Source organism: Paenibacillus polysaccharolyticus, from assembly GCF_023714295.1.
Classification (GTDB): Bacteria; Bacillota; Bacilli; order Paenibacillales; family Paenibacillaceae; genus Paenibacillus; species Paenibacillus polysaccharolyticus_A.
Window position 1 is genome coordinate 39503 of the sequence record NZ_JAMAUN010000011.1, and the last position, 25144, is coordinate 64646.

The window sequence follows — 25144 nt, forward strand, 5'->3', positions numbered from 1 at the left end:
GGACTGTCTTTCTACATCAACTACATATCTGGGAGGAACTACCGAAGTGGCTGAACAACCGAAGTCAGAGAGCTTTATGTCTCTCGTCAAAAAAGGCAACACATCCTCTGCTGTAGCCATGGCGGGTAACGCCATACTTGCACTATGTAAAGGAGGAGCCTTTATATTCAGTGGCAGCGGCGCCATGTTCGCATCAGCGATGCATTCACTGGCCGATGCCATTAACCAAGGGTTTGTATTTGTCGGAAGTGTATTATCCGAGAAAAAACCTACACGCCGCTTCCCGACCGGATTCGGACGGGTCATCAACATTTTCTGTATGATTGCCGTAATTGTGGTGACGATTATGGCCTACGAAACCATTCACGAAGGCATTCACCTGCTCCAGCATCCTGCTGGTCACTCGGGCGGACTGTGGATCAACATTGGTGTGCTTTTGCTTAATATTGTGATTGATGGAGCCATCCTCATCAAAGCCATGAAGGAAATCTTGAAAGAAGCCCGCGCGCCCAAAGCGACAGGGTTCGCCCTGGTGCCTGCAGCAATCAAAAATGTTGGACGTGCCGCACCACCAACCCGCCTGGTATTCTACGAGGACGTTGTAGCCGTGCTTGGAGCGACGCTTGCGCTTATATCTGTTATCGTCATTGCACTGACAAACTTCGCTTTGCTTGACGGTATTGTCACCACTATTATCGGATGCCTGATGATCGCCGTAGCTTTCCGTGTCGGCTATGACAACATGATTGGTCTGATCGGTGTCGCCGCACCGCAGGATATCGAGGACAAGGTGTCCCAGACGATTCTGGCAGACAGCCATGTGGCTGATATCCAAATGATGCGTATCATTCAGGAAGGCCGTTATTACCATGTTGAGGGTCTGATTGAGCTGACTAAGGGACTCAGTCTAGCGGATGCGGATGATATCAAGTTCCGGATTCAGGAAAAACTGATGACAAACCCGGATATTGCTGACGCGGCGATCTCGATCATTGAAGACGACGGCGTGAACAGCTGGGGCAAGAAACATTCGGATGTGTTGAAAAAGTAGTGAAAAAGCAGGTTAACAACTGACTTATCGCTGCTTCATCTTCACAACAAAGAAACGAAGCAGGAAGTGCTCTGCCTCGTTTCTTTGTGTTCTTTGATCCTTTTCTTTGATCCTTTTCTTTGCTCTGTTCCTTTGTTCCTCACTCTTTATGAACGATTCTCATTTGATATTCCTATCCCTATTAGATCATCGTGCCTGCCTCATCCCCATTTCCATCACCTTACCCAGCCATTTCTGACGAAACGATTCCGTGGACTTGCGGATTGGACTAATCTCGGTTACACGTACAGGGGATACCCCACTGAATTGAAGGACGTTGGATTTCATGACCCGGTGACCTGCCCTTCTGTATACCAATGCATTGTAGAACCAAGGGGTGTCCATCGTCACAATAAGCTGTGCAGACTTACCTTTCAACAATTTGTCCCACAGCGGTGAGTTGTCCCGATACCTCATGGCGAACCCCGGCAGGAAAATCCGATCAATAAACCCTTTCAGCACGGCCGGCATCGTTCCCCACCACGTTGGATACACAAATACCAAATGATCTGCCCAGCGAATGAGTTCCTGTGCCTTCAGCAGATCAGGCTCGAGCTCTGTCCGCTGACGATAGCCGTATCGGAGATTCGGATTGAACTCGATATCACTTAGATCAATCATCTCTACAGCCCCCCCTGATTTTCGCACGCCCTCTGCGTAGGACTCTGACAGTGCCTTGCAATAACTCTGTGGATCGGGATGGCCGTTAATGATGAGAATTTTATTTGCATTCATACGTATATTCCTCCTGTATAATATGGTTCATGAAGACCGATGAAACGGACATATCATAAGCATAAAGTGAAGGACGGTATAAACAAATGATCAACCACGCCAAATCATTGCGGATTCGTGCAAATAGGAGGATTTATGAAACATCTTAACCAAAGTGTCCCGATATCCATGGTATATCCAATTTTGAAAACGCTGGTACACCAAGGTTTTGACACAGAATCCTTTTTCAAAGACATCGATGTGGATCCCTCCATCTTGGAGAACCCGGATGCTCGGATTCCCGTCACTGAATTGGAACGGATCATGCGGCGTGCTGCTGATTATGCAAACGATCCATACTTTGGATTAAACCAGGGTGGGCGGCTGGATTTTGCGGATTTAAGTCTGCCCGGATATGTCATGATGCACTCCAAAACGATTGGTGACGCACTTGGCGCATACCAGCGGTATAACGATATTCTGTATAGTGGATTTCAACTGGAGTGGAAGGTCGATGGCCCGGATGTAATCATTCAGTTGTCTGTTGAAAATGAAGAAATTCCTATGTCTCGCCATTGCGTAGAGGATATGACTGTTTCGATATTACATCTAATCAACAAGCTGGCGAATCACCGGGCCGTGGTAAGAGAAGTCCAATTCCGTCACGAAGCCCCTGACGGTGCAGGTGATCTGTCTGTTTACGTGAACTCCCTTGGGGTCACTCCCGAGTTTGGTGCTACCCAAACCCTGCTGCGTCTATCCAAAGAGGTCCTGACGTTGCCCGTTTTATATTCGGATGCCAGGATGTTGAAGGTTTTCGAGTCGATGGCGGAGGAGACCCGAGCAGACCTGTATGCCTCTCAGCCTTTCTCCAGCAAAGTAAGCCGATGGATCACGGAGAGTCTGCCTTCCTTCTTCCCCACATTACAACACACGGCCGCACATCTCGGCGTGAGCATTCGCACACTACAGAGCAGATTGCGTGAAGAAGGTACAACGTTTAACGAAATCTCTGTTCAGGTACGGAAGGAAATGGCGCAGCGTTACTTACAAAGAGGAAACTATGCTGTCGGCGATATCGCCTATGCCCTGCATTTTTCGGAACAAAGCGCCTTTCAGAATGCGTTCAAAAAGTGGACGGGACAGACCCCGGGTCAATACCGGGCTAATCTGGGGACTCGGCAGGGATAGGATCGTAACCCCATACCTAGACTTTAGTCTAGGATAAGTTTAACGCCAAAGACGGAGGTTCCACTTTTCCAGTTCGTGGTATGCTGTATATAACGAAAATGATGTTACATATTGCACGGATGAAAGATTCCATATTCAAAAGGAGAGAAATTATGGCTAAACGTACGATTCTTGCACCTGTCCTGATTTTGCTCGGTGTATACCTGATTCTGAATCAAGGCGGCACAATGGGCCCAGGCACAATCTTTGGTACTTTCTGGCCTACGTTATTTGTGATTCCGCTCGGACTGTTCTTCCACTGGTTATATTTCTCCATGATTGGCCGTGGCGTTGGATTGCTCGTTCCAGGCGGCTTGCTGCTGACCGTCGGTATTGTATGCCAGATCGCGATGCTGTTTGGTAACTGGGGTACGATGTGGCCAGGCTTCATTCTGGCGCCAGCGGTCGGTTTGTTTGAACTCTACTGGTTTGGCGGCAAAAATAAATGGTTGCTGATTCCGATTAATATTCTGACGGTTCTTTCCCTATTGTTCTTCACTGTCATGTCGATCGGTTCAGTACTGAGCAACATGAGCTATATTCAACCGTTTGTGGCCATTGTGCTGATTGTGGGCGGGGCGTATATCATCATGGGGCGCAAAAAGCCTATGTAGTGGCATGATATCCGATAAGTTCTTTGAGTTACACTGGAGCCACTCCGAGTGCAGAGTAATCTTCCGATCGCTGTTACCCCCGGATTTTTTGGAATCTCATATCCTATGAGAAAATCCGGTTGTAAAGGCGAGCGCTTCGCTTCTCCAGCTTATCTCTTCCCTCTCCGTTAACATGTAACTTGTTAATTATCTGATATCGCACTGCAAGGCTATTGCTATAAAGTAAGGAAAGGAGCCATCCCTGATCCAAAGGTGATCAGGGGTGGTTTTTGTTTTTTCAGGAGGGTTCTGATTCATATGTCGGAGTCTACTGACTGTCTATTGACTTGGCTTGGTTTCGATTGAATGGCGATATTGTATTTAATCCAGAAAAAAAGGATCAGAGGCAGGGCTGCGTTGGACGCGACAAAAAAAATCAGTGAAGGTATTCCGGCAAGTGGCATGTAGCTTATGCCTGTCACTTGAACGAACAATTGCTCGCCGTTTGGGCCGTCAGAGAACAGGATGGATGATGCCCCGTTCCAGCCTAGATGGCTTCCGACTGCAATAGCCATAGAACCGGATTTGGCATACGCATATGCCCAAACCAAACCCATGATAAAGGTCGTTGTAAATACAATAAGCATAACCGGGATGTTTCCGAACACACCGCCCGTGAACCAGTGATACATCCCAAACGCTATGGAAGAAAGTACGACTCCCCATCGGACTCCTAACCCGTGAATCATAAGTACAAGCAGTGCACCACGGAAAAGCAATTCCTCAAACCAGACCGACTTGAAGTTCCGCCAACTGGCTGTCAAAAAATCAGCCCAGGAATATTCGGGGTTTAGCTTCCAGTTTGACATGGTGACCAGAGATTCTGTCCAGTGAACTGCCGAGGAAACGAGGATACCCAAAAGTAAGGCTATCGCAAATTGCTGGAGACGTAGACCTGCCGGACGATACCCGAGCACAGACAACGGTTGCTTGATCGTGAAACGAAGCAAAAGCCAAGATAACAAAACAAGCACGATCATGCCTAACATCACGAACCTCCTTCCCACTTCATTTTAGTAAAACAATTGAATTCAAACATCACATCTACACCGTCAGAGTTTCCGTTCCGTTCTCTTTCATCCCGTTCCGTTCCCTCCATCCCGATATACTTTTCATATTCGGGGTTATGGGCTTTAGTACGCACGGGTGTAAATAAAGTTCCCGGCAATCCGAATTCTCGGAGCCCGCGCCGGAATAAATCCAACGTCAAATATCCCCTGAAGCCGCCAATATGCTCAGGGGTATTTGAGTTGCACTTGTTGTGTTCGTTGCAGTTCGCGCAGTTTGTGTAGACTGGAGGACAATTATTTACTATGCATCTTAAACTCCAGAAACAGGTCGTTATAATGCGATAGCATTTTTTTGCCCAGATTGTTGTAAACCTCCAGCTTGCTTGTCAGTGTCTCGTCTGGATAGAAGCGTTCATCCTGCGAGATATCTTCTGGCAACAGCTTAAGTGCCTCCGCATTCGGTGTCGAGTATCCCACGTACTCTGCGTTGCGTGCAGCATGATCCGGGTCCAGCATAAAGTTGATAAACTGGTGCGCGCCGTCTACGTTTTTAGCTGTTTTCGGGATGACCATGCTGTCGAACCAGAGATTTGAACCTTCCTCCGGTACCTTGTAATCCAGCTTGTCGTTCTGATCCATAATCTCTGATGCATCCCCAGACCATACGAGTCCAACTGCGGCTTCTTCGTTCGCAAGCAACATTTTGATCTCGTCTCCAACGATGGCTCTTACGTTAGGAGTCAGGGTAGACAGCTTTTTGAGTGCAGCCTGAAGATGATCTTCATTCGTATCATTAAGTGAGTACCCCAGGCTATTCAGCCCCATACCGATGACCTCACGAGCACCATCGAGCAACAGGATCTGATTTTTCAGACGCGGGTCCCATAGGTCATTCCAGCTGTCAAATGTCAGGCCACCCACCAAGTCGGGGTTATACACAATACCAACGGTTCCCCAGAAATACGGGATAGAGAATTGATTATCCGGATCGTAGTTCAAGTTCAGGAACCGGGGATCAATGTTTTTCAGGTTGGGTAGCTTGTTATGGTCAATCGGAACGAGCAGGTTTTCTTCTTTCATTTTGCTAATCGCATATTCGGAAGGAATCGCCACGTCGAACGTTGTGCCGCCCTGTTCAATCTTGGTCAACATCGCTTCATTGGAATCAAACGTCTGATAAATGACCTTCATTCCGGATTCTTCTTCGAATTCCTTCAAGAGATCCGGGTCGATATAATCGCCCCAGTTGTAGATCGTCAGCGTGTTTCCACCGGAATATCCCTGACTTTTGTTCAGATACGAAGCGAGAATCATCAGGGCAAATGCGGCCACAAATACAAGTGCGAATGTCCGTACCAGCTGTTTCATGGACGCAACCCCTTTCCTCCGGGTGGTATCCGTGTTGCGCGGCGGTTAATGAAGTAATATCCAACCACCAGCAACACCGTGAGCAGGAACAGCAAGGTAGACAGAGCGTTAATCGACAGTGATACGCCCTGCCTTGCTCTGGAGTAAATCTCCACTGAAAGCGTGGAGTATCCATTCCCTGTCACAAAGAAGGTTACGGCAAAGTCGTCGAGCGAGTACGTCAAAGCCATGAAAAATCCAGCAAAAATACCGGGTTTCACGTAAGGCAGTACCACACGCGTTAGAATTTGCCATGAGCCCGCGCCCAAATCGCGAGCCGCATCCATCAAGGTTGGACTCATCTCCTGCAGCTTCGGTAGCACCATGATGACCACAATCGGCACACTGAATGCGATATGAGACAGCAATACCGACGTAAAGCCGAGTTTGATGCCAATCATCGTAAACAGAATCAGGAATGATGCACCGATAATGACATCGGGGCTAACAATCAACACGTTGTTTAGAGATAACAGTGTGTTTTTGGTCCGTTTACGACGTACATGATAAATTGCCAGTGCCCCTGCCACACCCAGAATGGTTGAAATCGCTGAGGACAACAGCGCGATAATAAACGTATTCAAGACAATAATGAGCAGCCGGGTGTCCGCAAAAACTTCTCTGTACCATTCCAGTGTGAAGCCTTCGAACCCCCGCATATGGCCACCACTATTGAATGAATAGAAAATCAGATAGGCAATCGGCGCGTACAAAATGGCGAATACAACAGCCAGATAGACGTTAGACAGCTTTCCGTTTCTTCCCATTTCGCACCTCCTTCTTGCCTGATCCGGTCAGAAACATAATGACTGCCATCGCGATAATCAAAAAGACGGCAATCGTCGAACCCATGCCCCAGTCCTGGGTAACGAGAAAATGTTGCTCAATCGCTGTACCCAGCGTAATAACACGGTTCCCCGCAATGAGGCGGGTAATCATAAACAGGGACAGCGCCGGGATAAATACGGCCTGACAGCCTGATTTCACTCCGCTGATCGTCAGCGGGAAGATCACACGGCGGAACGTCAGCCACGATGAAGCGCCGAGATCCCGTGCAGCATAGATCAGGGACGGATTCATCTCTTCCAGCGCATTAAAGATCGGCAGAATCATAAAGGGAATGAAGATGTACACCGAAACAAAGATAAAGCTGAAATCAGTGAACAAAATCTGTTGTGTCCCAATGCCCACCACTTCCAGCAGAGAGTTGGTCAGACCGTATGTGCCGAAAAGGCCAATAAAGGCGTACGCTTTTAACAACAGATTGATCCAGCTTGGCAAAATGATCAGCAGTAACCACAGCTGCTTATGCTTCGTCCGGGTCAGCATATACGCCGTTGGATACGAGATAAGTAGCGAGAACGCCGTAATCAGAAATGCATACCAGAATGAACTGAGCGTCATCTGCATATACACTGGCGTAAAGAACCGCGCATAGTTGCCAAGTGTGAAGTTACCCTCCACATCAAAGAACGAATAATAGATGACCAGCAGCACCGGCGCTACAACGAACAACACCATCCATAACACATAGGGAATCAGATACGCATTGCGCGTGCTGGCTTTAGTCTGCATGAGCGGCCTCTTGGTAAGCTTCGAGTCGTCTGTCGAACTCTTCCTCAGTTTCGTTGAAACGCATAACATGAATGGCTTCCGGGTCAAAATAAAGCCCGATTCGCGATCCGACGGCCGCTTTCTTCGTCGAATGAATCAGCCATTCGTTGCCTGCGTCATCGTAGGTCGAGATTTCGTAATGCACGCCGCGGAACAGCTGCGAGTCCACCTTCACCTTAAGCTTGCCCTGCTCCTCGGTTGTGATCTCGAAGTCCTCTGGACGGATGACGATCTCAACAGGCTCGTCAGGCTGCAAACCCTGATCGACACATTCATACTGAGCACCTGCAAACTCAACCACAAAGTCCTGTTTCATCTTGCCAGCCACGATATTCGACTCCCCGATAAAGTCCGCGACAAAACGGTTAATCGGCTCATCATAAATATCATTCGGCGTACCGCTCTGCTGAATGACACCACCGTTCAGGACAAAAATTTCATCGGACATCGCGAGTGCTTCTTCCTGATCATGCGTGACAAAAATAAACGTAATGCCCAGCCGTTGCTGTAGCTCTCGCAACTCGTACTGCATCTCGGTACGAAGCTTCAGGTCGAGAGCTGACAAAGGCTCGTCCAGTAGCAGAATCTCAGGCTCGTTCACAATCGCGCGAGCAATCGCCACACGCTGGCGCTGTCCGCCGGACATCTCGCCAATCTCCCGATTCTCATAACCGGACAGATTGACAAACTTGAGAGCTTCGAGCACTTTGCTACGAATCTCGGATGTTTTCATTTTTTTAATCCGCAAGCCAAAGGCTACGTTCTCGAATACATTCAAATGTGGAAATAACGCATAGTCCTGAAATACCGTATTCACCTGACGCTGATGCGCAGGAACCTTGTTAATCAATGCGCCGTTAAAATAAATGCTGCCCTCCGTCGGCTCCGCAAAGCCGGCAATCAGCCTTAATATCGTTGTTTTACCGCAACCGGACGGGCCGAGAAGCGTATAAAATTTCCCACGTTCAATCTCAAAGCTGACAGCTTTCAATACAGCCTCATCCTGGTCATATTGCTGTGTCACCCGCTCGAACCGGATGATCGGTTGTTGTTCTGACATGCTTCACGTCGCCCCCTTATCCTTGGGTTTATCCTAAGAAACCTTACCTATTATACACGACTTTAATTAAGCCATATCTCGAATATGAATAATTTACCCCATTTTCTTTTGTTTTGAAAGATCAAGCGCGCACGTTACAGATATTAATAATATGGAAATAAATCTATTTTCTTATTAATTAGTCTTCTATACAAACGAATTAATAGATTCGGAATAGTATAACGTATATCCATCACAAGGAGGTATTCTTCATGGCTAACTACTTGTCCCCACACTCTCCAAAAAGTAAAGCTGCCAACAAAAGCAAACTGATATCCAAAAACCGCGCAAAAAACAAATCTAAAAACAACGCAGGTAACACAAGCAAGTCAGAGCATATTCAGGAAACTGTCGTTAACGTCATTCTGCCTGAATCTAAAGAGAAAGATACACATCACCACCACCATCATCCACACAATCATCATCACCATCACTGCAATCCCGGCTGCAATCCTTACTGGTAATCTATCTATTTCAATATTTTAGCCTGTCCATGTGAATTGATAGATTCAAAAAAATAAAACGTATATTAATGAAGGAGGCTTTACCATGACTAACTTCTTCTCACCGCTCTCTCCAAAAAGCAAAGCTACCAACAAAAGCAAACTCATCTCTAAAAATCGTGCAAAAAACAAATCTAAAAACAATGCAGAAAACACAAACCATGCAACACATATTCAAAAAACCGTTGTTAACGTAGTTATACCTGACCACGAAAATAAACACCCTCACCATCATCACTGATGGCAAACACTGTTCAGCATTGATGTAAATTTCGCGGCATAAGTCTCAGACGAAGACGTAGCAGTTACATCTGCTACGTTCCTTTTTGAGTTATTTTAATTTTTCGAAGTGATTCAAAAAGAATGAATGACGCCGGGACTCCATATCATGGAGTTGAGGTGAGGAAGACCATGGAGATGCGCCGTAATCTCCCCCTTTTAATGAGTGTCTGTTTTCTTAGCCAGATGGGGGGATTTATGATTCTGCCCCTCTTTCCGCTATATATCGACCAACTTGGCCTGTCTGGCTGGGAGATGGGTTTAATTTTCGGAATGTTCTATTTAGGTAAAGTAGCCGGCGGGTTACCTGCCTCAGCGCTCTATCGCCGGGCAGGGGTCAAAACGTCCCTGGCCCTTATGTTACTTATGCTTGCTATATGTACAGCCGGTTTTGCTATTGCCTCTACGCCCCTATTTCTTGGTGTGTTGCGACTATTGCAAGGAATGGCCTCAACCGGGCTGACCGTTATCGTACGCTCCATCATCAGTGACGGAGGAAATAGCGATAACCGGGGACTATACAACGGATACATCAGCAGTAGTGAGGGTGGGGGCATGATCCTGGGGCCGGTCATCAGCGGCTTGCTTACGCTCCACGTACCGCTGTCCGTTCCGTTCTGGCTGGTTGCATGCTGTTGTCTGATCGCTATGGTAGTTGTTATGGGTATGCAAAACAAAGCAACGCATGGATCATCTGGCTCAATACCCTTTCTAGAGTGGAAGGATAGTGAAGTTCTCTCTTCGGCTCCTGCAGATCAAACTTCACGTCAAGAAAAGCTTGCTCAGGAGTATGCCTCCAATAATACACAGTCTCGCCCAAGCAGTGGCACAGGTCCTATTCCTGTCCCGCTTACAGGATACATAACGGTGCATGTCTTGGAGATGAGTGCCTATGCCGTTTTCTTGACGTATTTTGCACTCTATGCAACTCAAATCATGCAGTGGGATACCTTCTCTGCCAGTCTGGCCTTTACCATAGCCGGAATTTCTACGCTTGCGGCTGCCCCTTTTGTAGGTTTTCTCTCCGACCGCTTGGGTGATCGGCTCCTGATGTGCATGCTGGGCATGTTCCTGATCGGGGTTGAAGTCATTGTTTTTCTAAGTACATCTGTCCACATCTGGGTGTACATTGGCATGTTCGTCGGTGGCATTGGCGGGGCTTGTTACATGGATTCCTTTTTTGCACATATTGGGGATCACACTCCTGAAGTGAATCGAAGCTCTGTCATTGGTAAAATTGTCTCGTCTGCCGAGATCGGCTCTATGCTATCTCCTCTACTCGCAGCACTTCTGATGGAGACCTTGTCTCTGTATGCTGTATTTGTCTTTAATCTTGTTCTGATCGCGGCAGCCATCGCCGTTCAAGCCATCATGCGAAGCAGGTATCGGATGAAAGAGAGCTGAGAGGACTGCTTCAAAAAATAAAACCCGCTCACACAACTTAATGTGCAAACGGGCATTTCATTGGTGTATTCCCTGCCTGTGACTGTTTGGCTTCATCGGACGCATGCTCTCGGTCGTTTTGATGATCCATGTTCTCATGGTGCTTATGGTGTTGCTCACTGATACCGACATCTGCGGCAACAGCCATCCCATCTTGAAACCTGTATGCAGGGTCCTGATGAAAAAAGTTCGGCTTCACAATCTCATTCCGATAGGAACTGTGAAAAATATGAGTCGTCGCTGGAGATACCGGTGGAATCAGCCATACCCAATCTCCAGTCAGCTCGCGTCCAGCCTTTTCTTCCCGCTGTTCAAACAGAGCAAACTGTGATGCAGCTGTATGGTGGTCCACGATACTCACGCCGGCCTTCTTAAATGAATGTAGCACAGCCACATTAAGCTCCACCAGAGCCCGATCTCTCCAAAGTGTCGTTTCACTCGACTTGTTTAACCCTAGTGCAGCAGCTACATCTGGTAACTTGTTATATCGGAATGGATCGGCAAAGTTTCGCGCTCCGATCTCCGTTTCCATATACCAACCGTTAAACGGCGCAGCCGGGTAGTTAATGCCTCCGATCTCGACCCGCATATCCGCAATCATCGGCACCCCGTACCAACGCAGGCCGAGTTCAGCAATCTCTACTCGCTCCGGGTGCTCAATCTGTACTTCGATGATCTCCTGCTCTGGTATTACATACCACTCTGGTGCCTTTCCTTGAGCTTGAATAATAATCGGCAACACATCATAATTGCACCCAGCTCCCTGCCAGCCGAGCGAAGTGGCCGCTCTGGTCAGTTCAATGGAAGCAGGATCACCCACAATGCCCTGCGCTGTCTCATATCCCGCATAACGGATCAACTGATGGTTCCAGATACGGATGGGGGCTCCACCTGGGCCTTCTGGCGGCAAAATGGTAATCGTAGGGATGATCTTTCCGCCATTGGAAGCTGTATGGATATGATCCAGTACGGCCTGCGCAGCCAATCCTGCGGTATCTGCATGACGGGCATCCACGATGCGCAGCTTGTCCCAAAACAACCGACCAATACAGCGGTTGCTGTTTCGCCAGGCCATTTTGCAGCCATGTTCCAGTTCCTCAGCAGTATGGGTATAGCTTCCCGTCTTCTCAATCTCGCGCAAAATGGCAATAAGCCGGGCCTCTGCGTCTTCACGCGTATGGCCCAGCTCTTCGTAACTTGTATATATAAACCGTTCAGCTTCTTCCTGTAATCGATCCAGGTCTGTCCGCATTTCTCATTCCACCATTCTGTACATCTTGGATGCCATTATTATACGGGAAGCACACCGGATTTGTAAGCGAACGGGACGTTTGTTCACGGACTCTACATATCGTTGTCAGGAAACAGGTTCACTTCAATTATTTGCCCAAAAATGCGTTTAACATCCAGATCTCTTTATCCAGCGCAGCAGTGAATCCGATCATCATATCTTCAGTCGCCTTGTCTTCAACTTCCCCAGCTTCATGAATGCCTTGGCGAATCACATTCAGCATCGCATTCAAATCGGCAACAACCTGTTCAACCATCTGCTCAGCAGACATCTGTCCTTGTGCCTCTCCAATTGGGGACAGGCGAAGTTGCTCTGCAATCGTTGCTACAGGACGACCTCCAATGGTCAGAAGGCGCTCAGCAACCTCGTCCATATTGGCTGTAGCCAGGTTGTACAGTTCTTCGAATTTGGCGTGAAGGGTGAAGAAGTGTGGTCCTTTAACGTACCAATGGAAGTTGTGTAGCTTCGTGTAAAGGACAGACCATCCTGCGATCTGACGGTTCAAGACCTCTTGAAGTTCAGCTGTGTTGGTTACAGAAGTGTTTGGGTTAGTTTGGATTGTACTCATGGAATTTATCCCCTTTCGAATATCTAGTTTAGTTTTGTTTAAAATATGATTTGTTTGGAATTGCTTCGTTATTCTTTTCTTTAATTTAGACTTAATCTAAATCTTGTTTTAATTATAACACTGACTATATACTTTGAAAAGAGCTTTGGCCTCTCTTCCAAATGAAGATTCCATGAAGCCGGGCTTCATGATGAACTTATGACTGCTTCCACTATGAACAAGGTTGCTCATGTAGTTATACCGCCAACCTTATCCACCTTCAGTGAACATTCTCACACACTCAAATGAGAATAAAAAACAGCCCTTCATCTGCAACCACAGATGACAGGACTGAATGCCTTGTTACAACATAATCATTATTCGATTCTGAGAAGCGCTTTGATTCTCCGAGCTCGTGCCTATGAACGAACCTGTTCAAACGTAAGAAAGTGACTGATTTCCTCGTAGTCCCGTGCCGTAAAATGTGGTTGATGATCCGATTCGGGCGATGCCTCCCGGTGATTAAACCAGATGATGTTCCAGCCTGCTTCCACCGCTCCGGCAACATCGTTGCGCCACGAATCTCCAATATAGTAGCTATGATCTGCTGTTGTTCCTGTCTGCTTGTTCACATGCTCAAACAGTCTGCCGTCCGGTTTCGCATAACCGACTTCACCAGAAATAAAGACCCGTTGCTCGTCCACCAGGCCGAACATATCCAACGCTTCTAACTTGCGCCGCTGATGCTGACCTTCTCCATTTGTAATCAGTCCCACCGTATGGCCCTCCGCTTGAAGTCTGCGAATCAGATCATAGGCTCCTTCGAAGGGAGTAATCTCAAACTGTCTGCTCAGATACCTACGCTGCAGTTCTTGTGCTTGTCCAGGTTGCAGTTCAACTCCAAAATCAGCCATTGTTAGCTCAAACCTGCGGCATCTCATACGCTCCACTGCATCCGGTTCCGGAACTGCCGACAGGTCTTCCTGTGCAGACAACCAGTCGCTGTAATACCGAAAACGATGATAGGCCAGCGCATAATCAAACGGTTCCGGTAATTCCAGCACCTCCTGCAATGCTCTCCGAAGGGGCTGCAAGTGATCATATAAGGTATCATCCACATCGAAAAATATGGCTTTAGTTGTATTATTGGTCTCCGTCATTGAAGCTTACCCTCCTGAATCTATTCCCAAATCCAAATTTGCATTTCCTCTACTATATATGCTTTTGAGAAGGCCGTCCAAGGGGAGGTGGTCTCCTTGTTATGGTGCCTCCTGTTTCATAAGGTTTATTTTGGGTATTAAATTCTGCGATCCATAGACAAAGTTCGTCATAGAACGTTAAAATGAGACACAATGTTAACTTGTTCCATAATTTAAGAAATTGGAGGCTTATGAACATGAAATGCCAAGTATGTAATCATGAAAATGGAGATGCCCAGTTTTGCGAGAAGTGCGGTTCTAACCTGACGGGAACCCATGCTTCTTCTGACCGTGTGGATTCCGTATCACGCACAGATTCACCTTCTGCTGACTCGGAATACACACATTGGTCCAGCAACAAGGAATCTGCTACTCAGCAACCAGAACCTACACGCTCTTCTTCGGCTTCACCTGTACCATCGCTTGTAAAAGAAACAGCAACGGTACATTCCAGTAACCATGAAGCTCCTGATCACGATACTAACCAAGGTAGCGCAGGAAATCAGTGGAACAACTTCGTTCAGAATGAAAAAGTACAGCAAGCCAAAGAAGTAAGCAAACAATACCTGACCTATTTCCTCAGCGTACTGGCTCGCCCGTTTCAATCGATGAAAACCGTCGGTGAACAGCATGCCCTGAATGGGTGGCTAACGATGGCATTGTTTGCTGTATTAACCTCTACATATGTTCTGATCACATTTGGCCGCCTCGGTGCGGAAGGCATATTTATTAGCGGATTTTTGCGCCCGCTCCTGTTTTCAGCTATTATTCTGGTTGCTGCTGTTGCGCTCATCTATGGTGTACTTAAGCTGGAACGGATTACGTTCCGTCCCAAAATTCTGGTTGCCCAGTTCGGAACCTTGCTGGTTCCTGCAATCGCTACGCTTCTGCTCGCTAACTTGATGATCGTGATCTCCTACTCGTTCGCGATTTCCCTACTGGTGCTGTCATATATTATGGTGTTTGTTGCAATGAATACGGTGCTGTTCCAGCATCCGCTCAATCGGACCAAAGCTGCCATTGACAGCACGTACAGCGTGTTGATTGTGAATGCTGTATTGTTTTACTTAATGTATCGTTTGTTATTTTCGACTATAGCTGGTTTATTTAGCCCGTTATTCTCGCCGTTTGGACGCTTGTAAATTCGTTTCTTCTACTTAAGATTGCTGAAATGGAGACTTCCCCCGATTGTGGAGGAAGTCTTTTTCATTTGCCAAAAGCAACATTGCGCAGAACATATTCCATACACTATAATGTGTAGTGTAAAATATGTTTGTATTTACTTATATGAGCCAGCATTTAAATGAAGTAACTTTGCTCTATTGAGGTAGGTATAGCGGACTTTAAAGTAAAGCAACTTGTTTATGGTCGTGAGTAAGAAAAAAAGTTTACTTACTTATATTTGCTTACTTATAAGCTTGCTTCGATTGCTACTTTCTCTACTGTTTTTTCTTTGTTTCTTGCTTAGTTTTTAATGTTATTAGCTTGTCTGTATGTTTTCTTTATTTTGCTTCACCTTTGACACTACAATATGTAGTGTAACTATTGATTATTTGTTGACGAAAGCGAGGAATTGGAATGGACATGACCCACATGGATCATATGCAAATGGAACAACAAACAGGCACCTCATATCTGGGGCTGATCATTGGAGCCGCTGTGCTACTACTTTCAATCGCCGCCTATATCTGGGCATCACGTACACGTGGCAAAATTGTTAGTCATATGAAAAAGAACGAACGAGCAGCCATTCAGAAGAAAAGCCGTTCGCTTCGGCTAACGGCTCATGCTCTGATCGCTGTGTCGCTCATCTCTTTTGGATTTTTCTTCCTTCAAGGTGCCGGAAAAACTTATGATGTAGCTGACCTCCCGAACAATGCAACCATCGATGTGACGGATGACAAATATTATGGAGCTACCCACACCGAGGAGCCGATCCAGTATGAAATGAAAATACCGACTTCAGGTCCACATAATCCGCATGATATCCAATTTGGCTTTTATACCGAATTCCCGGGGTATCCTTATCTGGTTCACAATATGGAGCATGGAGACATCATCATCTATTATCGTGAAAATGCCAGTGATGAACTGAAGGATCATCTCCAATATCTCGCAAAATTTCGCCAAGCCGGGTCAGGTATACTTGCCGTACCCAACAAAGATATTCCTGACGGCAGCGAGGTCGTTGTGACCGCCTGGACCAAAACGATGAAGCTGGGCAAGTTTGATGATGCCAAGGTAGGTACGTTTATCCATCGTTACATCAATCAGGGGCCTGAGAAGATTCCTCCGTCCATTCGCCAAGGCGGCGGAACCATGTAGCTTAGCATATTGAAATGTAACGATCTCCAGAAACCTTTTCTCCCGAAAAAGGATTGCCTAAGCTCAAAAAACAAACCTTTTTGCGCAAAATAAGGTCTCTTCGGAATCGTTACATTTTGAACTGTTCAAAAAGCAGCAATTAGCGCTTCTCAGGATTGTTAGACTCCACTATTGAACGCAGTAGGAACACCACGACATAAAACACTGACTTTAACCCCTCCCAATTCCTAATCCTTTTCCAATCATATGCCGATAAATTGAAGTAGAAATACATACATAACATATACGCTCACAAGGGGGAGCAATTGGAACGATGAATAGTTTGTTTATGCGAATTTTTTTGTTTTTTTCCTGTTTGATGCTGGCTGCTGGGGCCATTTTGGGCATCACGATGTATCAGGCATCTGCTCAATTGGTTGAACAATCCATGGGGATGCAGGCACAGGCTGTAGCTGAACGGGCAGCCGCTTTGATTGATACGACACTGTATGCTCCACTCAGCACGGGTCAGGACAAAACGGCGTATTACGATACGCTGCGCGCACAACTTAGCCAGTTGCGTGAAGCCAACGGACTCAAATATTTGTACACATTGGGCACACGCGAGGAAAGTGGAAAGGCTGCATATTATTACGTGGTAGACGGGGCCGCGCCGGATGTAGCCGAGGATGATTTTTCCCCATACGGTACAACGGAGGAGACCCTTTACGATGGCATGCTTCAAGCCTTTTCAGAAGACACATCCGTTCGTGGGGAACTTACTCGGGATGAAGATTACGGTGCTACAATTACCGCTTATGTACCGATTCATGGATCGGATGGCAAGATGTTAGGTATCGTAGGAGCAGATCTGGAGTCTACCGCTGTCTATGAACTCATGTCGAGCAACCGGATCACGATGGTCTGGACAGCCCTGGCGATTGTATTGCTCAGTGTGCTACTGGTATACATATTCGCACGTTATCTGACAAGACCACTGGTGAAGCTCAAACAGCTCATCACCGAAGTGGGAAAAGGAGACCTCACCGTCAACGTGGAGCTTGGACGCAAGGACGAAATTGGCCAGCTCGCTTCCGAGTTCAAACACCTGGTTACGGATACCCGGCAAGTCATGACGGGCATTCGCCAAAGCTCCGATTCCCTGCTTCACGCCGCAGAAGGTGTATCCCGGCATTCCCAGGCAACAGCCGAGGCCAGTCAGCGGATTGCAGAGCACACGAATCATACGGCACACGGGGCTACCGAACAGGTGGTCCGTGCTGGAGAAGTCACGGTTGCGATGGAAGAGATTACACGCAGCATGCAGCATATTGCTCATTCTTCTTCCCGAGTTGCCGACGTGTCGCAGCAGACAACGAACGATGCCATTCATGGACAGGCGAAGCTGGATACAGCCATCCGCAGCATGGACGAGATTCATCAGGCCAATGTACAGATGGCCACATCGACGACCCAGCTTACGGATTACTCCAGCCAGATTGAATCGGTTGCCCACTTGATGAAAAACATTGCTTCCCAGACGAATCTGCTTGCACTCAATGCCAGTATTGAAGCAGCCCGTGCAGGTGAACACGGTAACGGTTTCGCCGTAGTCGCTTCCGAGGTACGCAAGCTTGCAGGAGAATCCGAGCAATCTTCACAACATGTAGCCGAGTTGATTGCCGAGATGACTCGTCAGACCTCTTTGCTTGCAAAACATATGTCGGCAAGCACCCTAGCGGTAAAATCCGGTCTGACTGTCGTGCAAGAAGCAGGTCAATCGTTCTCCTCCATTCATGGCGGCATTGAAACGATCAACGAGCGCCTGCATGAAGTGTCCGCAGCTTCTGAACAGCTGTCGGCAAGCTCAGAGGAAGTGTCGGCATCCATTGAAAACATGGAACACATCTCGCGAGAATCCTCATCCAGCATCCAGAAGGTATCTCAGGCTGCTGAAACGCAGCTACAATCCATGGGTGAGATCAGTGCCTCCGCCGAGTCGCTGCGTGTTTTATCCAGCGAGCTGAATGGCCTGATCAACCGCTTTAAAATCTAGAACAAAAAGCCGCATGGCAGTAATCCACATCATCGGGGTTCTCCCCGATCATCGGAACACAGCCTGCGGCTTTCTTTAGCTCGTACCTTTCTACCGATTCGTATCGTTGATGTGTATCGTAGAAAGGTCTTTTTATCTTACATGAAGGTCAGCCCTACGGCTGCCGATCATTAGTAACGCTGCGGAGCAGCTTTTTTACCCAAATCAGTCATGTATGTGAAAAATGCTTCCGGATCTGTATCATACACCAGTTGTACCGGACGTCCGTCCGCCTGCTCCACCGTGCGGCCTTGGCTCGGGCCATCTGGGATGACGATGCAATTCACGGTTTTTTTCTTCACGATGTCCTCGCGACCTACGGAAGCCGTAGTCAGCACATCCCACAGATAATACGTGGAGTTGGTCTCACTGTACACCAGTGGCGGACATCCTGCATAACAGTTCCCCAGGAAATCCACACCTTCGAAGCGGCGTTCTGCTGCCCAGCGGTTACGGACTGCCGGTGTAAGAGGTACTTTGTTTGTGCTTTCGAGTGCGACCAGATCAATCTGGATGCCGCTCTGCCATACGCGATAAGCCGCTTCCGGGTCCCAGAATACGTTCCATTCCGCCGTACCGTCATGCTCCGGCTCTTCTACGTTTCCGCGTTCGAATGTACCGCCCATCCATACCAGCTTGTCGATTTTCTCTTCGATGTCCGGTGCTTCGTCCAGCGCACGCGCGAGGTCCGTCAGCGGGCCTGTGAACAACAACAGCGTTTTGCCTTCGGTATTGCGTACTTTCTCAATCAGATGCTGATGCGCAGGAATAGCGGAGAGCGGCGCTTCCATTTTGCCGGATTCATTCAGCACAGGCAGTGCATCTACATAGAATGAGTGCAGTCTCCATGCAGCTGGAAACGGGTTTTTGCCTCTGGAATTGGATTTAGCCACTTCAATAGAATACGTCCCGAAACGATCGATAATTTTACGGCTCGCATCGGTTGCCGGCTCCAAATATCCGTCTGCCGGAATAACCGATACACCGGTTACGTTTACATTGTCCATTTGCAGAAGCATAAACAGCGATACGAGATCATCCACGCCGCCGTCATGATTGAAATACACATTCAGTTTGTTCGTCATGCTTGCTTTCATCCTTCCTCTGGTTACCCCATTGATGTGAACTTGTCCGTCTGCTCAAGGCCGACGCTTCTTCTATTATGTCCCATAACCCTAAGCCGAGTAAACCTTCCACACCCAAAGAATCCCGTATCTATAGCATCCCCTGCGCATTTTTACCAGCTTATCCATTCCATCTCAGACATACATACCCAAGGCTCTCGCCTCTGGTAAAAAGAAAGATGGACCACGGGCATCAAGCCCCGCCGTCCATCTGCCCCTCCTCCTGAATTACAGGGATCGGGTTGGTTTCTTCTCTTGCTTCTCGGCAATCTCCGTATACTTGCCTGGCCAGAAAGCCCATTTGCCCAGCAACGCTGTAATCGCTGGCACCATGAACGGACGAACCAGGAACGTATCGAGCATAACACCTACCGCGGTAATAATCCCGAACTGCACCAGCACCTGAATCGGCAAGGTTGCCAGAACGGCGAACGTACCCGCCAGAATCAGACCTGCAGAGGTAATGACCGAACCCGTCTCGCCTACACCTTCTCTAATCGCCTGGCGAAGCGGCATCGTTTTGCGTTTCTGCCAGATGCTTGAGATCATGAAGATGTTATAATCCTCGCCGAGTGCTACGAGGAAGACAAAGGAATACAGCGGAATCGCTCCCTGGATCGCTTCTGCTCCCAGTCCATAATGGATGATGATCCAACCCAGACCGAGCGCAGAGAAGTACGACAGGACTACCGTTACAATCAAGTATGCTGTCGCAACGATCGAGCGCAGATAGAGCAGCAGTAGCAGTGTTATCATACCGATGACGACCGGAATAATAACCTTCGCATCGCGCTCTCCAGCAACTTCGATATCATATTGTTCGGCCGTCTGTCCATCAATCCAGACTTGTTGATCGACGTTAGTAACTCCGACATCTTTTAATGCCGCTTCGGCCGTAGCCCGCAAGTCAGGAATATGCTGCATCGCTTCGATTGAGTATGGATTAAGGTTGAACTCTACGTTATACGCCGTAATGTTGGCATTCTCCGCGCCTTGCTGCGGGTCGCCCACCTTGCTGATATAATCCAGTGATTCGAGACGTGTTTTCAGATCTGTCTCTTTGCCCCCGGCATCCACGATCACTTTAACTGGAGCGAGCTCTCCTTGGGAAAATTGCTCCCCAATGACTTTGAAGCCTTCACGGGAAGGTACATTTTCCGGGAAGGAGGATAACAAGTCGTACGTAAATTTCACTTGTGTTGAAAATGCAGCCAGTCCACCGAGCAACACTACCGTAATCGCCAAAACCGTCCAAGGTTTAGTCGTTACGATGCGTCCAATCCAGCTTTCGCGGACTTTACGCGGAGCCGGAGCCGGTTTGCCTTTTTTCTTCGCCCGCTCCACTTCCATCTCGTGAGTACGTGGAACAAATGGATAGAATGATCCCCGTCCGAAGATGGCAAGCAGCGCCGGAACCAGTGTCAGGCTTGCAATAAACATGATGAAGATGGACAGACTGAAAGGTACGGCAAAACGATGATATGCACCGTATTCAGCTAACAGCAATACAAGTAGAGCTGCGACAACCGTAAATCCACTCATCGCAATCGCGCCGGATGATCCGGTAATCGCTTGGAATATAGCTTTCTTTTTGTCCGGCTCATGATAGAGAATTTGGCGGTATCTGGAGATCATGAACAGACAGTAGTCTGTACCTGCTCCGAAGAGTAATACAGTCATGATGGAGATCGACTGGGCATCAACCGTAATCCACCCTTGATCCGCCATAAATCCGAGAATCGGACTGGTGACCATATAGGCGAAGCCTACGGCAATAATCGGAATGATCGCTAGCACCGGTGAACGGTAGATCAGCAAGAGCAACACGAGTACAAGCACGACAGTTGCGATGAGCAGAGACACATCGGCGGATGAGAACAATCCGGTTGCATCAATCGATATGCCCACAGGTCCGGTTACGCGTGCAATCAGCTTACCTTGGTCATCCATGGCCGTATCAAACGGATTCATACCGAAGATGGCTTTTGTTTTTACCTCTAACCCTTCAATGCCTGCCTTCAGTTGCTCTGCATCGGCATCTTTATTGAAAAAGAGCGGCATGACGATGGTGCTTCCGTCTTCTGAAAGCTGACCTTTGATCGCCTGTGGTGGCAGCTGATAGAGCGGTACAACCGACTGTTGCTGCTCCACCGGGTCTTGATCCAATCGCTCGGTTAACGCCTGAATCTGCTGGATCTGATCCTCTGTGAGTCCGGCAGAGTTACGCCAGACAATCAGCGCGGGTAAACCCTCGCCGCCAGGGAATTCCTTTTTCGCCAAAGCAGCGGCCTGTACAGATGGTTTCGAATCACTTAAATCTTGTGCGTTGTTGGTCTCACGCTGATTTACTGCGGGCCACACCAGACCAAGTACAACCGCAATGATAATCCATACGAGCAGTGTCACCCATTTACTTCGTTTGCCCGCTACGAAGCGGCCATAACCTGAACCTTCCTGCATGGTCTATTCATCTCCCTAGTTTTGTTGAAATCCATATAAGTTGAACAGAAAGATGGTTTGCACAGACACTTCGATGACAGAATAACCTGGAAAGTAGCTGTGCAAAGTAAATAGTTCAACTCATACGAGAAATCTTTTTATCAAAAACAGCTTTTAAATTAATGTCATGGTATGGAAATGAACCATGGGTCATAATATAATCGAGTTAATTATATATACCGGAAGGTTAATTATGCAATCCCTAATTTTTTGAAAAGTCACAATACGTTATTTTATCCGTAAATGAGGTCGAGTATGATGAACAAAAAACCAAGAAAAGAAGCAAGTGCCACGCGTGCACCAGGCAGACCCAAAGCAGGTACAGATCAAGCTTCCGCCTACAATAACATCCTATTGACGGCCTCACGGCTGTTTATGGAATACGGATACGAAGCCGTTTCCCTTCAGCAGATCGCTTCATTATGTCAGGTGACCAAAGCATCGATCTATTATCATTTTTCGAGCAAACCGGAACTGTTCACCATAGCCATTACCCGTATGATGGCGATGGGCATGCAGCAGACCACACTGCGGCTTGAAGAACCTGGCACGTTGTACGAACGGCTGGTCAACGTGGCGGCTGCCAAGATGCAACAGTCTCATGTGGATACGGAAACGATGATGCGTGAAGCCGAAACGTATCTGAATGCCGACCAGTTTGCTCAGATTCGGGATGCAGAACATCGTATCTTCGAAGTTCTCTCTACACATTTCCAGCGTGAGATGGACAACGGGTATTTGAGAGAAGCCAACCCCTTGTTGCTTGCTCAGGCCTTCACGTCCCTGTTGATGTTAGCCAACCGTGAAGATGTACGCCATATGCACGATACGATTGCCGAACTGGCCGAGGAACTCGTCGGACTCTTTTTGGACGGAGCAGTTAAACATCCATAGGATGATTAGACGTGTAAACACAACTTACCCATGTGCGCATCTGGAGAACATTTAGTAAGGTTTCAATGATCGTTAAATCGGCCGAATTTGGCTATAGTAACCTTGACTTAAATCAACAGATAGTCTCCCATACACGCGCCAGCGCGGCGATGCCTGGCTCGATGTTCTCTGCTTCAATGCCGGCAAATCCGATGATAAACTCTCTTTTGCCGTCAGCAGGAGCACTTCCGTCTGCCCACAGATACTCCGCCGAGGCCACACGTGTACCCATCTCTAACGCCTTAGCCACCATATTGTCGGCTGGATTCGGGTTAATCAGCCTTAAGACCAGATGGAATCCGGCGTTTTCGCCCTTAATCTCCATTCCCGGTTGATCGCCAAAAGGCCGATGAATAGCTTCAGATTATAATTCAGGCGGGTCATCACGTCTTTCCTTATGCATGTGCTCACTACAAAGGGAAGCAGGAAAGTAAAGTTGAACTCGCTGCGCAGCTTCTTGCCAACGTTCCTGTGTCGGATACGCCAGTCTACGTGCTCATGGATTTTTGGTAAACTTCGGCTTATTTGATGGAAACCCGTTTGGGCCAAGACTTACATGTAATGAGTGCTTTGAACACCAACCGAACTCTATTTAATCAGCCACTGCCATTCCTTCAGAATCCGTAATACAGCCAATTGTCTATCTTCATTTTGATGTTGGTAGAAACTTTATCGTATCCGTATTCTTCGTATTTGTTCTCGTGATTTGGAACGTAATAACCTATTAAAAAAAGTAAGTCGAAGAATATGTAATCTAGTTTTTTATGTAAATAAAAGGTTAATCAAATTGATATAAGGAATTTATTGTGATATTATGTAAATTATATATCATCAAAGATACATACATATAGACTTCCTACTTATCTGCAATACATTCCCATCACTTACAAGAGTGTGGCGCCACACATTAAAATTTGTAAGAAAATAAAAGATTGGAGAGTGGTTATTCTGAAAAAGAGGTTTTCTTCTTTATTGTTGGCTTTCATGATGTTTGCAGTGTTCTGTGTACCTGCTTTTGCAAGTGAGGAGACAGGTACTACAAACGAAATGGCTTCTTTTGATCTAAGCAAGAAAGTTGCTCAAGAAACCATTGTAACAACTGCCGATGGAGATACTGTTGTGTACAGAGTGGAACCTGTCATTGATCCTAATGCTGTTTTACCTTTGTCAAACGATTATCCTGACGCCACTGGTCAATGGAAAATCTACTTTTACTCTGGAGTATTAAACGGGTCATATTATATTGATATCAATAGCAAGAGTAAGATCACAAGAGCCTATGATCAATGGCATTCATTCACAGGATATACTGTTGCCAATTCTGGACTTGAGTACACTAGCACAACGGCTAGAGGATGGTGGGATTTAGAGCTCCTAGGATCATCTTGGTTGTCAACAAGATGGGAACTAAGAGCCCAAATGAATGGTACAACTCTCACAACTTGGGTGAACTAGACTAATTATCATGTATGGTGTAGGGGCGCTTCAGACGCCCTTATACTGTACTTTTTTTATATATAAAATTTCACATTACTTTAAATCCTCAATTTTCATTTTATTCAGTTCTTCTTGCTGCAAATTTTTCTTTTTTACCGCTTTAGCACCATATCTAATAAAATACTTTATTATCCATATCAATCCCCAAACCGCTAAAGGAACAGCAACAATTAACATTAAAGTGACCATATTACTTCTCTCCTTTATTTCCAGACTTTTTAAATTCGCTCACAAGCAACTTGGCTGTTTCAAAGTCAATTTGATCGTTCAAAGCTAAGCGTTTAATAAGAGAAATAAAGTTATCCTGATCAGCATGATCATTAATATTTATTTTCTGAATTAGTCTATCTAACCGAAGACGGACTGTAGGATAAGACACTTCATAAATAGTTGCAATTTGTTTCAGTGATCCGGATTGCAGAATAAAGTTTTTTATAAAAGATACATCTTCATCATCAAGATTGAGCATCCATTCTGGAACACTCTTCATTACCATAAAACAACCACCTCACGGAGTTACTTTTCATAATATTAAAGTAACATTTAATTTCATTGAGGTCAATGTTTATTTTTCATTTATTTTTATGCATAATAACTTCTATGATAAAATGAT

26 protein-coding genes are annotated in these 25144 nt (G+C 46.9%); 11 read left to right on the forward strand and 15 right to left on the reverse strand.

The window, feature by feature from the left end:
• Positions 1 to 46: 46 nt before the first annotated feature.
• Positions 47 to 1051, forward strand: coding sequence for a cation diffusion facilitator family transporter (locus M3629_RS22125; protein WP_251510358.1), 1005 nt, complete (start codon positions 47 to 49; stop codon positions 1049 to 1051).
• Positions 1052 to 1237: 186 nt separating this feature from the next.
• Here M3629_RS22125 and M3629_RS22130 read toward each other — a convergent pair whose 3' ends face one another.
• Positions 1238 to 1825, reverse strand: coding sequence for an NAD(P)H-dependent oxidoreductase (locus tag M3629_RS22130; protein ID WP_251510359.1), 588 nt, complete (start codon positions 1823 to 1825; stop codon positions 1238 to 1240).
• Positions 1826 to 1960: 135 nt separating this feature from the next.
• Here M3629_RS22130 and M3629_RS22135 point away from each other — a divergent pair, with 135 nt between their 5' ends.
• Together M3629_RS22135 and M3629_RS22140 are read left to right on the forward strand one after the other, a co-directional pair.
• On the forward strand, positions 1961 to 2995 hold the full coding sequence (locus M3629_RS22135; RefSeq protein ID WP_251510360.1) for an AraC family transcriptional regulator: 1035 nt from the start codon (positions 1961 to 1963) through the stop codon (positions 2993 to 2995).
• Between the two features lie 152 nt (positions 2996 to 3147).
• Complete coding sequence (locus M3629_RS22140) at positions 3148 to 3648, forward strand: hypothetical protein (protein ID WP_251510362.1); 501 nt, start codon at positions 3148 to 3150, stop codon at positions 3646 to 3648.
• A 293-nt stretch (positions 3649 to 3941) separates the two neighbouring features.
• Here the strand turns inward: M3629_RS22140 and M3629_RS22145 are convergent, their stop codons facing one another.
• From M3629_RS22145 to M3629_RS22170, 6 genes are all read right to left on the reverse strand, one after another.
• A complete protein-coding gene (locus tag M3629_RS22145) occupies positions 3942 to 4676 on the reverse strand; it encodes a CPBP family intramembrane glutamic endopeptidase (RefSeq protein ID WP_251510363.1) in 735 nt (244 codons plus the stop codon).
• A complete protein-coding gene (locus tag M3629_RS22150; protein WP_251510364.1) occupies positions 4676 to 4891 on the reverse strand; it encodes a hypothetical protein in 216 nt (71 codons plus the stop codon). Before M3629_RS22150 ends, M3629_RS22145 begins: the two co-directional genes overlap by 1 nt.
• A 100-nt stretch (positions 4892 to 4991) precedes the next feature.
• Positions 4992 to 6065 (reverse strand): ABC transporter substrate-binding protein, encoded by a 1074-nt coding sequence (locus M3629_RS22155; protein WP_251510365.1) that lies wholly within the window; start codon positions 6063 to 6065, stop codon positions 4992 to 4994.
• Positions 6062 to 6871 (reverse strand): ABC transporter permease, encoded by an 810-nt coding sequence (locus M3629_RS22160; protein WP_110895773.1) that lies wholly within the window; start codon positions 6869 to 6871, stop codon positions 6062 to 6064. The genes M3629_RS22155 and M3629_RS22160 overlap by 4 nt, the downstream gene beginning before the upstream one ends.
• Entirely contained in the window at positions 6846 to 7679 is an 834-nt protein-coding gene (locus M3629_RS22165) for an ABC transporter permease (RefSeq protein ID WP_090924110.1), read from the reverse strand. The genes M3629_RS22160 and M3629_RS22165 overlap by 26 nt, the downstream gene beginning before the upstream one ends.
• Positions 7669 to 8778: an ABC transporter ATP-binding protein gene (locus M3629_RS22170; protein ID WP_090924109.1), complete on the reverse strand. Its 1110-nt coding sequence runs from the start codon at positions 8776 to 8778 to the stop codon at positions 7669 to 7671. The genes M3629_RS22165 and M3629_RS22170 overlap by 11 nt, the downstream gene beginning before the upstream one ends.
• A gap of 251 nt (positions 8779 to 9029) precedes the next feature.
• Here M3629_RS22170 and M3629_RS22175 point away from each other — a divergent pair, with 251 nt between their 5' ends.
• The 3 genes from M3629_RS22175 to M3629_RS22185 all read left to right on the forward strand — a co-directional run bounded on the left by M3629_RS22175 (position 9030) and on the right by M3629_RS22185 (position 11003).
• Positions 9030 to 9281, forward strand: a complete 252-nt coding sequence (locus M3629_RS22175) for a hypothetical protein (RefSeq protein WP_251510366.1) — start codon at positions 9030 to 9032, stop codon at positions 9279 to 9281.
• A gap of 85 nt (positions 9282 to 9366) precedes the next feature.
• Positions 9367 to 9561 carry a hypothetical protein gene (locus tag M3629_RS22180; RefSeq protein ID WP_251510367.1) on the forward strand — a complete coding sequence of 65 codons (195 nt, stop codon included), beginning with the start codon at positions 9367 to 9369 and terminating at the stop codon, positions 9559 to 9561.
• 176 nt (positions 9562 to 9737) lie between these two features.
• Positions 9738 to 11003 (forward strand): MFS transporter, encoded by a 1266-nt coding sequence (locus tag M3629_RS22185; RefSeq protein ID WP_251510368.1) that lies wholly within the window; start codon positions 9738 to 9740, stop codon positions 11001 to 11003.
• A gap of 37 nt (positions 11004 to 11040) precedes the next feature.
• Here M3629_RS22185 and M3629_RS22190 read toward each other — a convergent pair whose 3' ends face one another.
• The 3 genes from M3629_RS22190 to M3629_RS22200 form a co-directional block, all read right to left on the reverse strand.
• On the reverse strand, positions 11041 to 12294 hold the full coding sequence (locus tag M3629_RS22190; protein ID WP_251510369.1) for a nitric oxide synthase oxygenase: 1254 nt from the start codon (positions 12292 to 12294) through the stop codon (positions 11041 to 11043).
• Positions 12295 to 12421: 127 nt separating this feature from the next.
• Entirely contained in the window at positions 12422 to 12901 is a 480-nt protein-coding gene (locus tag M3629_RS22195) for a Dps family protein (protein WP_251510371.1), read from the reverse strand.
• A 398-nt stretch (positions 12902 to 13299) separates the two neighbouring features.
• Positions 13300 to 14040, reverse strand: coding sequence for an HAD family hydrolase (locus M3629_RS22200; protein WP_251510372.1), 741 nt, complete (start codon positions 14038 to 14040; stop codon positions 13300 to 13302).
• A 236-nt stretch (positions 14041 to 14276) separates the two neighbouring features.
• On the opposite strand from M3629_RS22200, the gene M3629_RS22205 reads away from it, so the two are divergent.
• From M3629_RS22205 to M3629_RS22215, 3 genes are all read left to right on the forward strand, one after another.
• Positions 14277 to 15221 (forward strand): zinc ribbon domain-containing protein, encoded by a 945-nt coding sequence (locus M3629_RS22205; protein ID WP_251510373.1) that lies wholly within the window; start codon positions 14277 to 14279, stop codon positions 15219 to 15221.
• Positions 15222 to 15657: 436 nt separating this feature from the next.
• Positions 15658 to 16404, forward strand: coding sequence for a DUF3105 domain-containing protein (locus M3629_RS22210; RefSeq protein WP_251510374.1), 747 nt, complete (start codon positions 15658 to 15660; stop codon positions 16402 to 16404).
• Positions 16405 to 16717: 313 nt separating this feature from the next.
• Positions 16718 to 18439: a methyl-accepting chemotaxis protein gene (locus tag M3629_RS22215; protein ID WP_251510375.1), complete on the forward strand. Its 1722-nt coding sequence runs from the start codon at positions 16718 to 16720 to the stop codon at positions 18437 to 18439.
• Between the two features lie 170 nt (positions 18440 to 18609).
• Here the strand turns inward: M3629_RS22215 and M3629_RS22220 are convergent, their stop codons facing one another.
• Together M3629_RS22220 and M3629_RS22225 are read right to left on the reverse strand one after the other, a co-directional pair.
• The gene (locus M3629_RS22220; protein WP_090924098.1) at positions 18610 to 19563 is read right to left on the reverse strand and encodes a nucleoside hydrolase; all 954 of its coding nucleotides are present in this window, start codon (positions 19561 to 19563) and stop codon (positions 18610 to 18612) included.
• 267 nt (positions 19564 to 19830) lie between these two features.
• Entirely contained in the window at positions 19831 to 22062 is a 2232-nt protein-coding gene (locus M3629_RS22225) for an MMPL family transporter (RefSeq protein ID WP_251510376.1), read from the reverse strand.
• 294 nt (positions 22063 to 22356) lie between these two features.
• On the opposite strand from M3629_RS22225, the gene M3629_RS22230 reads away from it, so the two are divergent.
• Complete coding sequence (locus M3629_RS22230; RefSeq protein ID WP_251510377.1) at positions 22357 to 22995, forward strand: TetR/AcrR family transcriptional regulator; 639 nt, start codon at positions 22357 to 22359, stop codon at positions 22993 to 22995.
• Positions 22996 to 23107: 112 nt separating this feature from the next.
• On the opposite strand, the gene M3629_RS22235 is transcribed toward M3629_RS22230, so the two are convergent.
• A complete protein-coding gene (locus tag M3629_RS22235; protein ID WP_251510378.1) occupies positions 23108 to 23359 on the reverse strand; it encodes a hypothetical protein in 252 nt (83 codons plus the stop codon).
• 614 nt (positions 23360 to 23973) lie between these two features.
• Here M3629_RS22235 and M3629_RS22240 point away from each other — a divergent pair.
• The gene (locus M3629_RS22240) at positions 23974 to 24489 is read left to right on the forward strand and encodes a DUF5626 family protein (protein WP_251510380.1); all 516 of its coding nucleotides are present in this window, start codon (positions 23974 to 23976) and stop codon (positions 24487 to 24489) included.
• A gap of 75 nt (positions 24490 to 24564) precedes the next feature.
• On the opposite strand, the gene M3629_RS22245 is transcribed toward M3629_RS22240, so the two are convergent.
• Complete coding sequence (locus tag M3629_RS22245) at positions 24565 to 24720, reverse strand: hypothetical protein (protein ID WP_251510382.1); 156 nt, start codon at positions 24718 to 24720, stop codon at positions 24565 to 24567.
• Between the two features lies 1 nt (position 24721).
• Positions 24722 to 25027, reverse strand: coding sequence for a DUF2089 family protein (locus M3629_RS22250; RefSeq protein ID WP_251510384.1), 306 nt, complete (start codon positions 25025 to 25027; stop codon positions 24722 to 24724).
• Positions 25028 to 25144 lie beyond the last annotated feature (117 nt).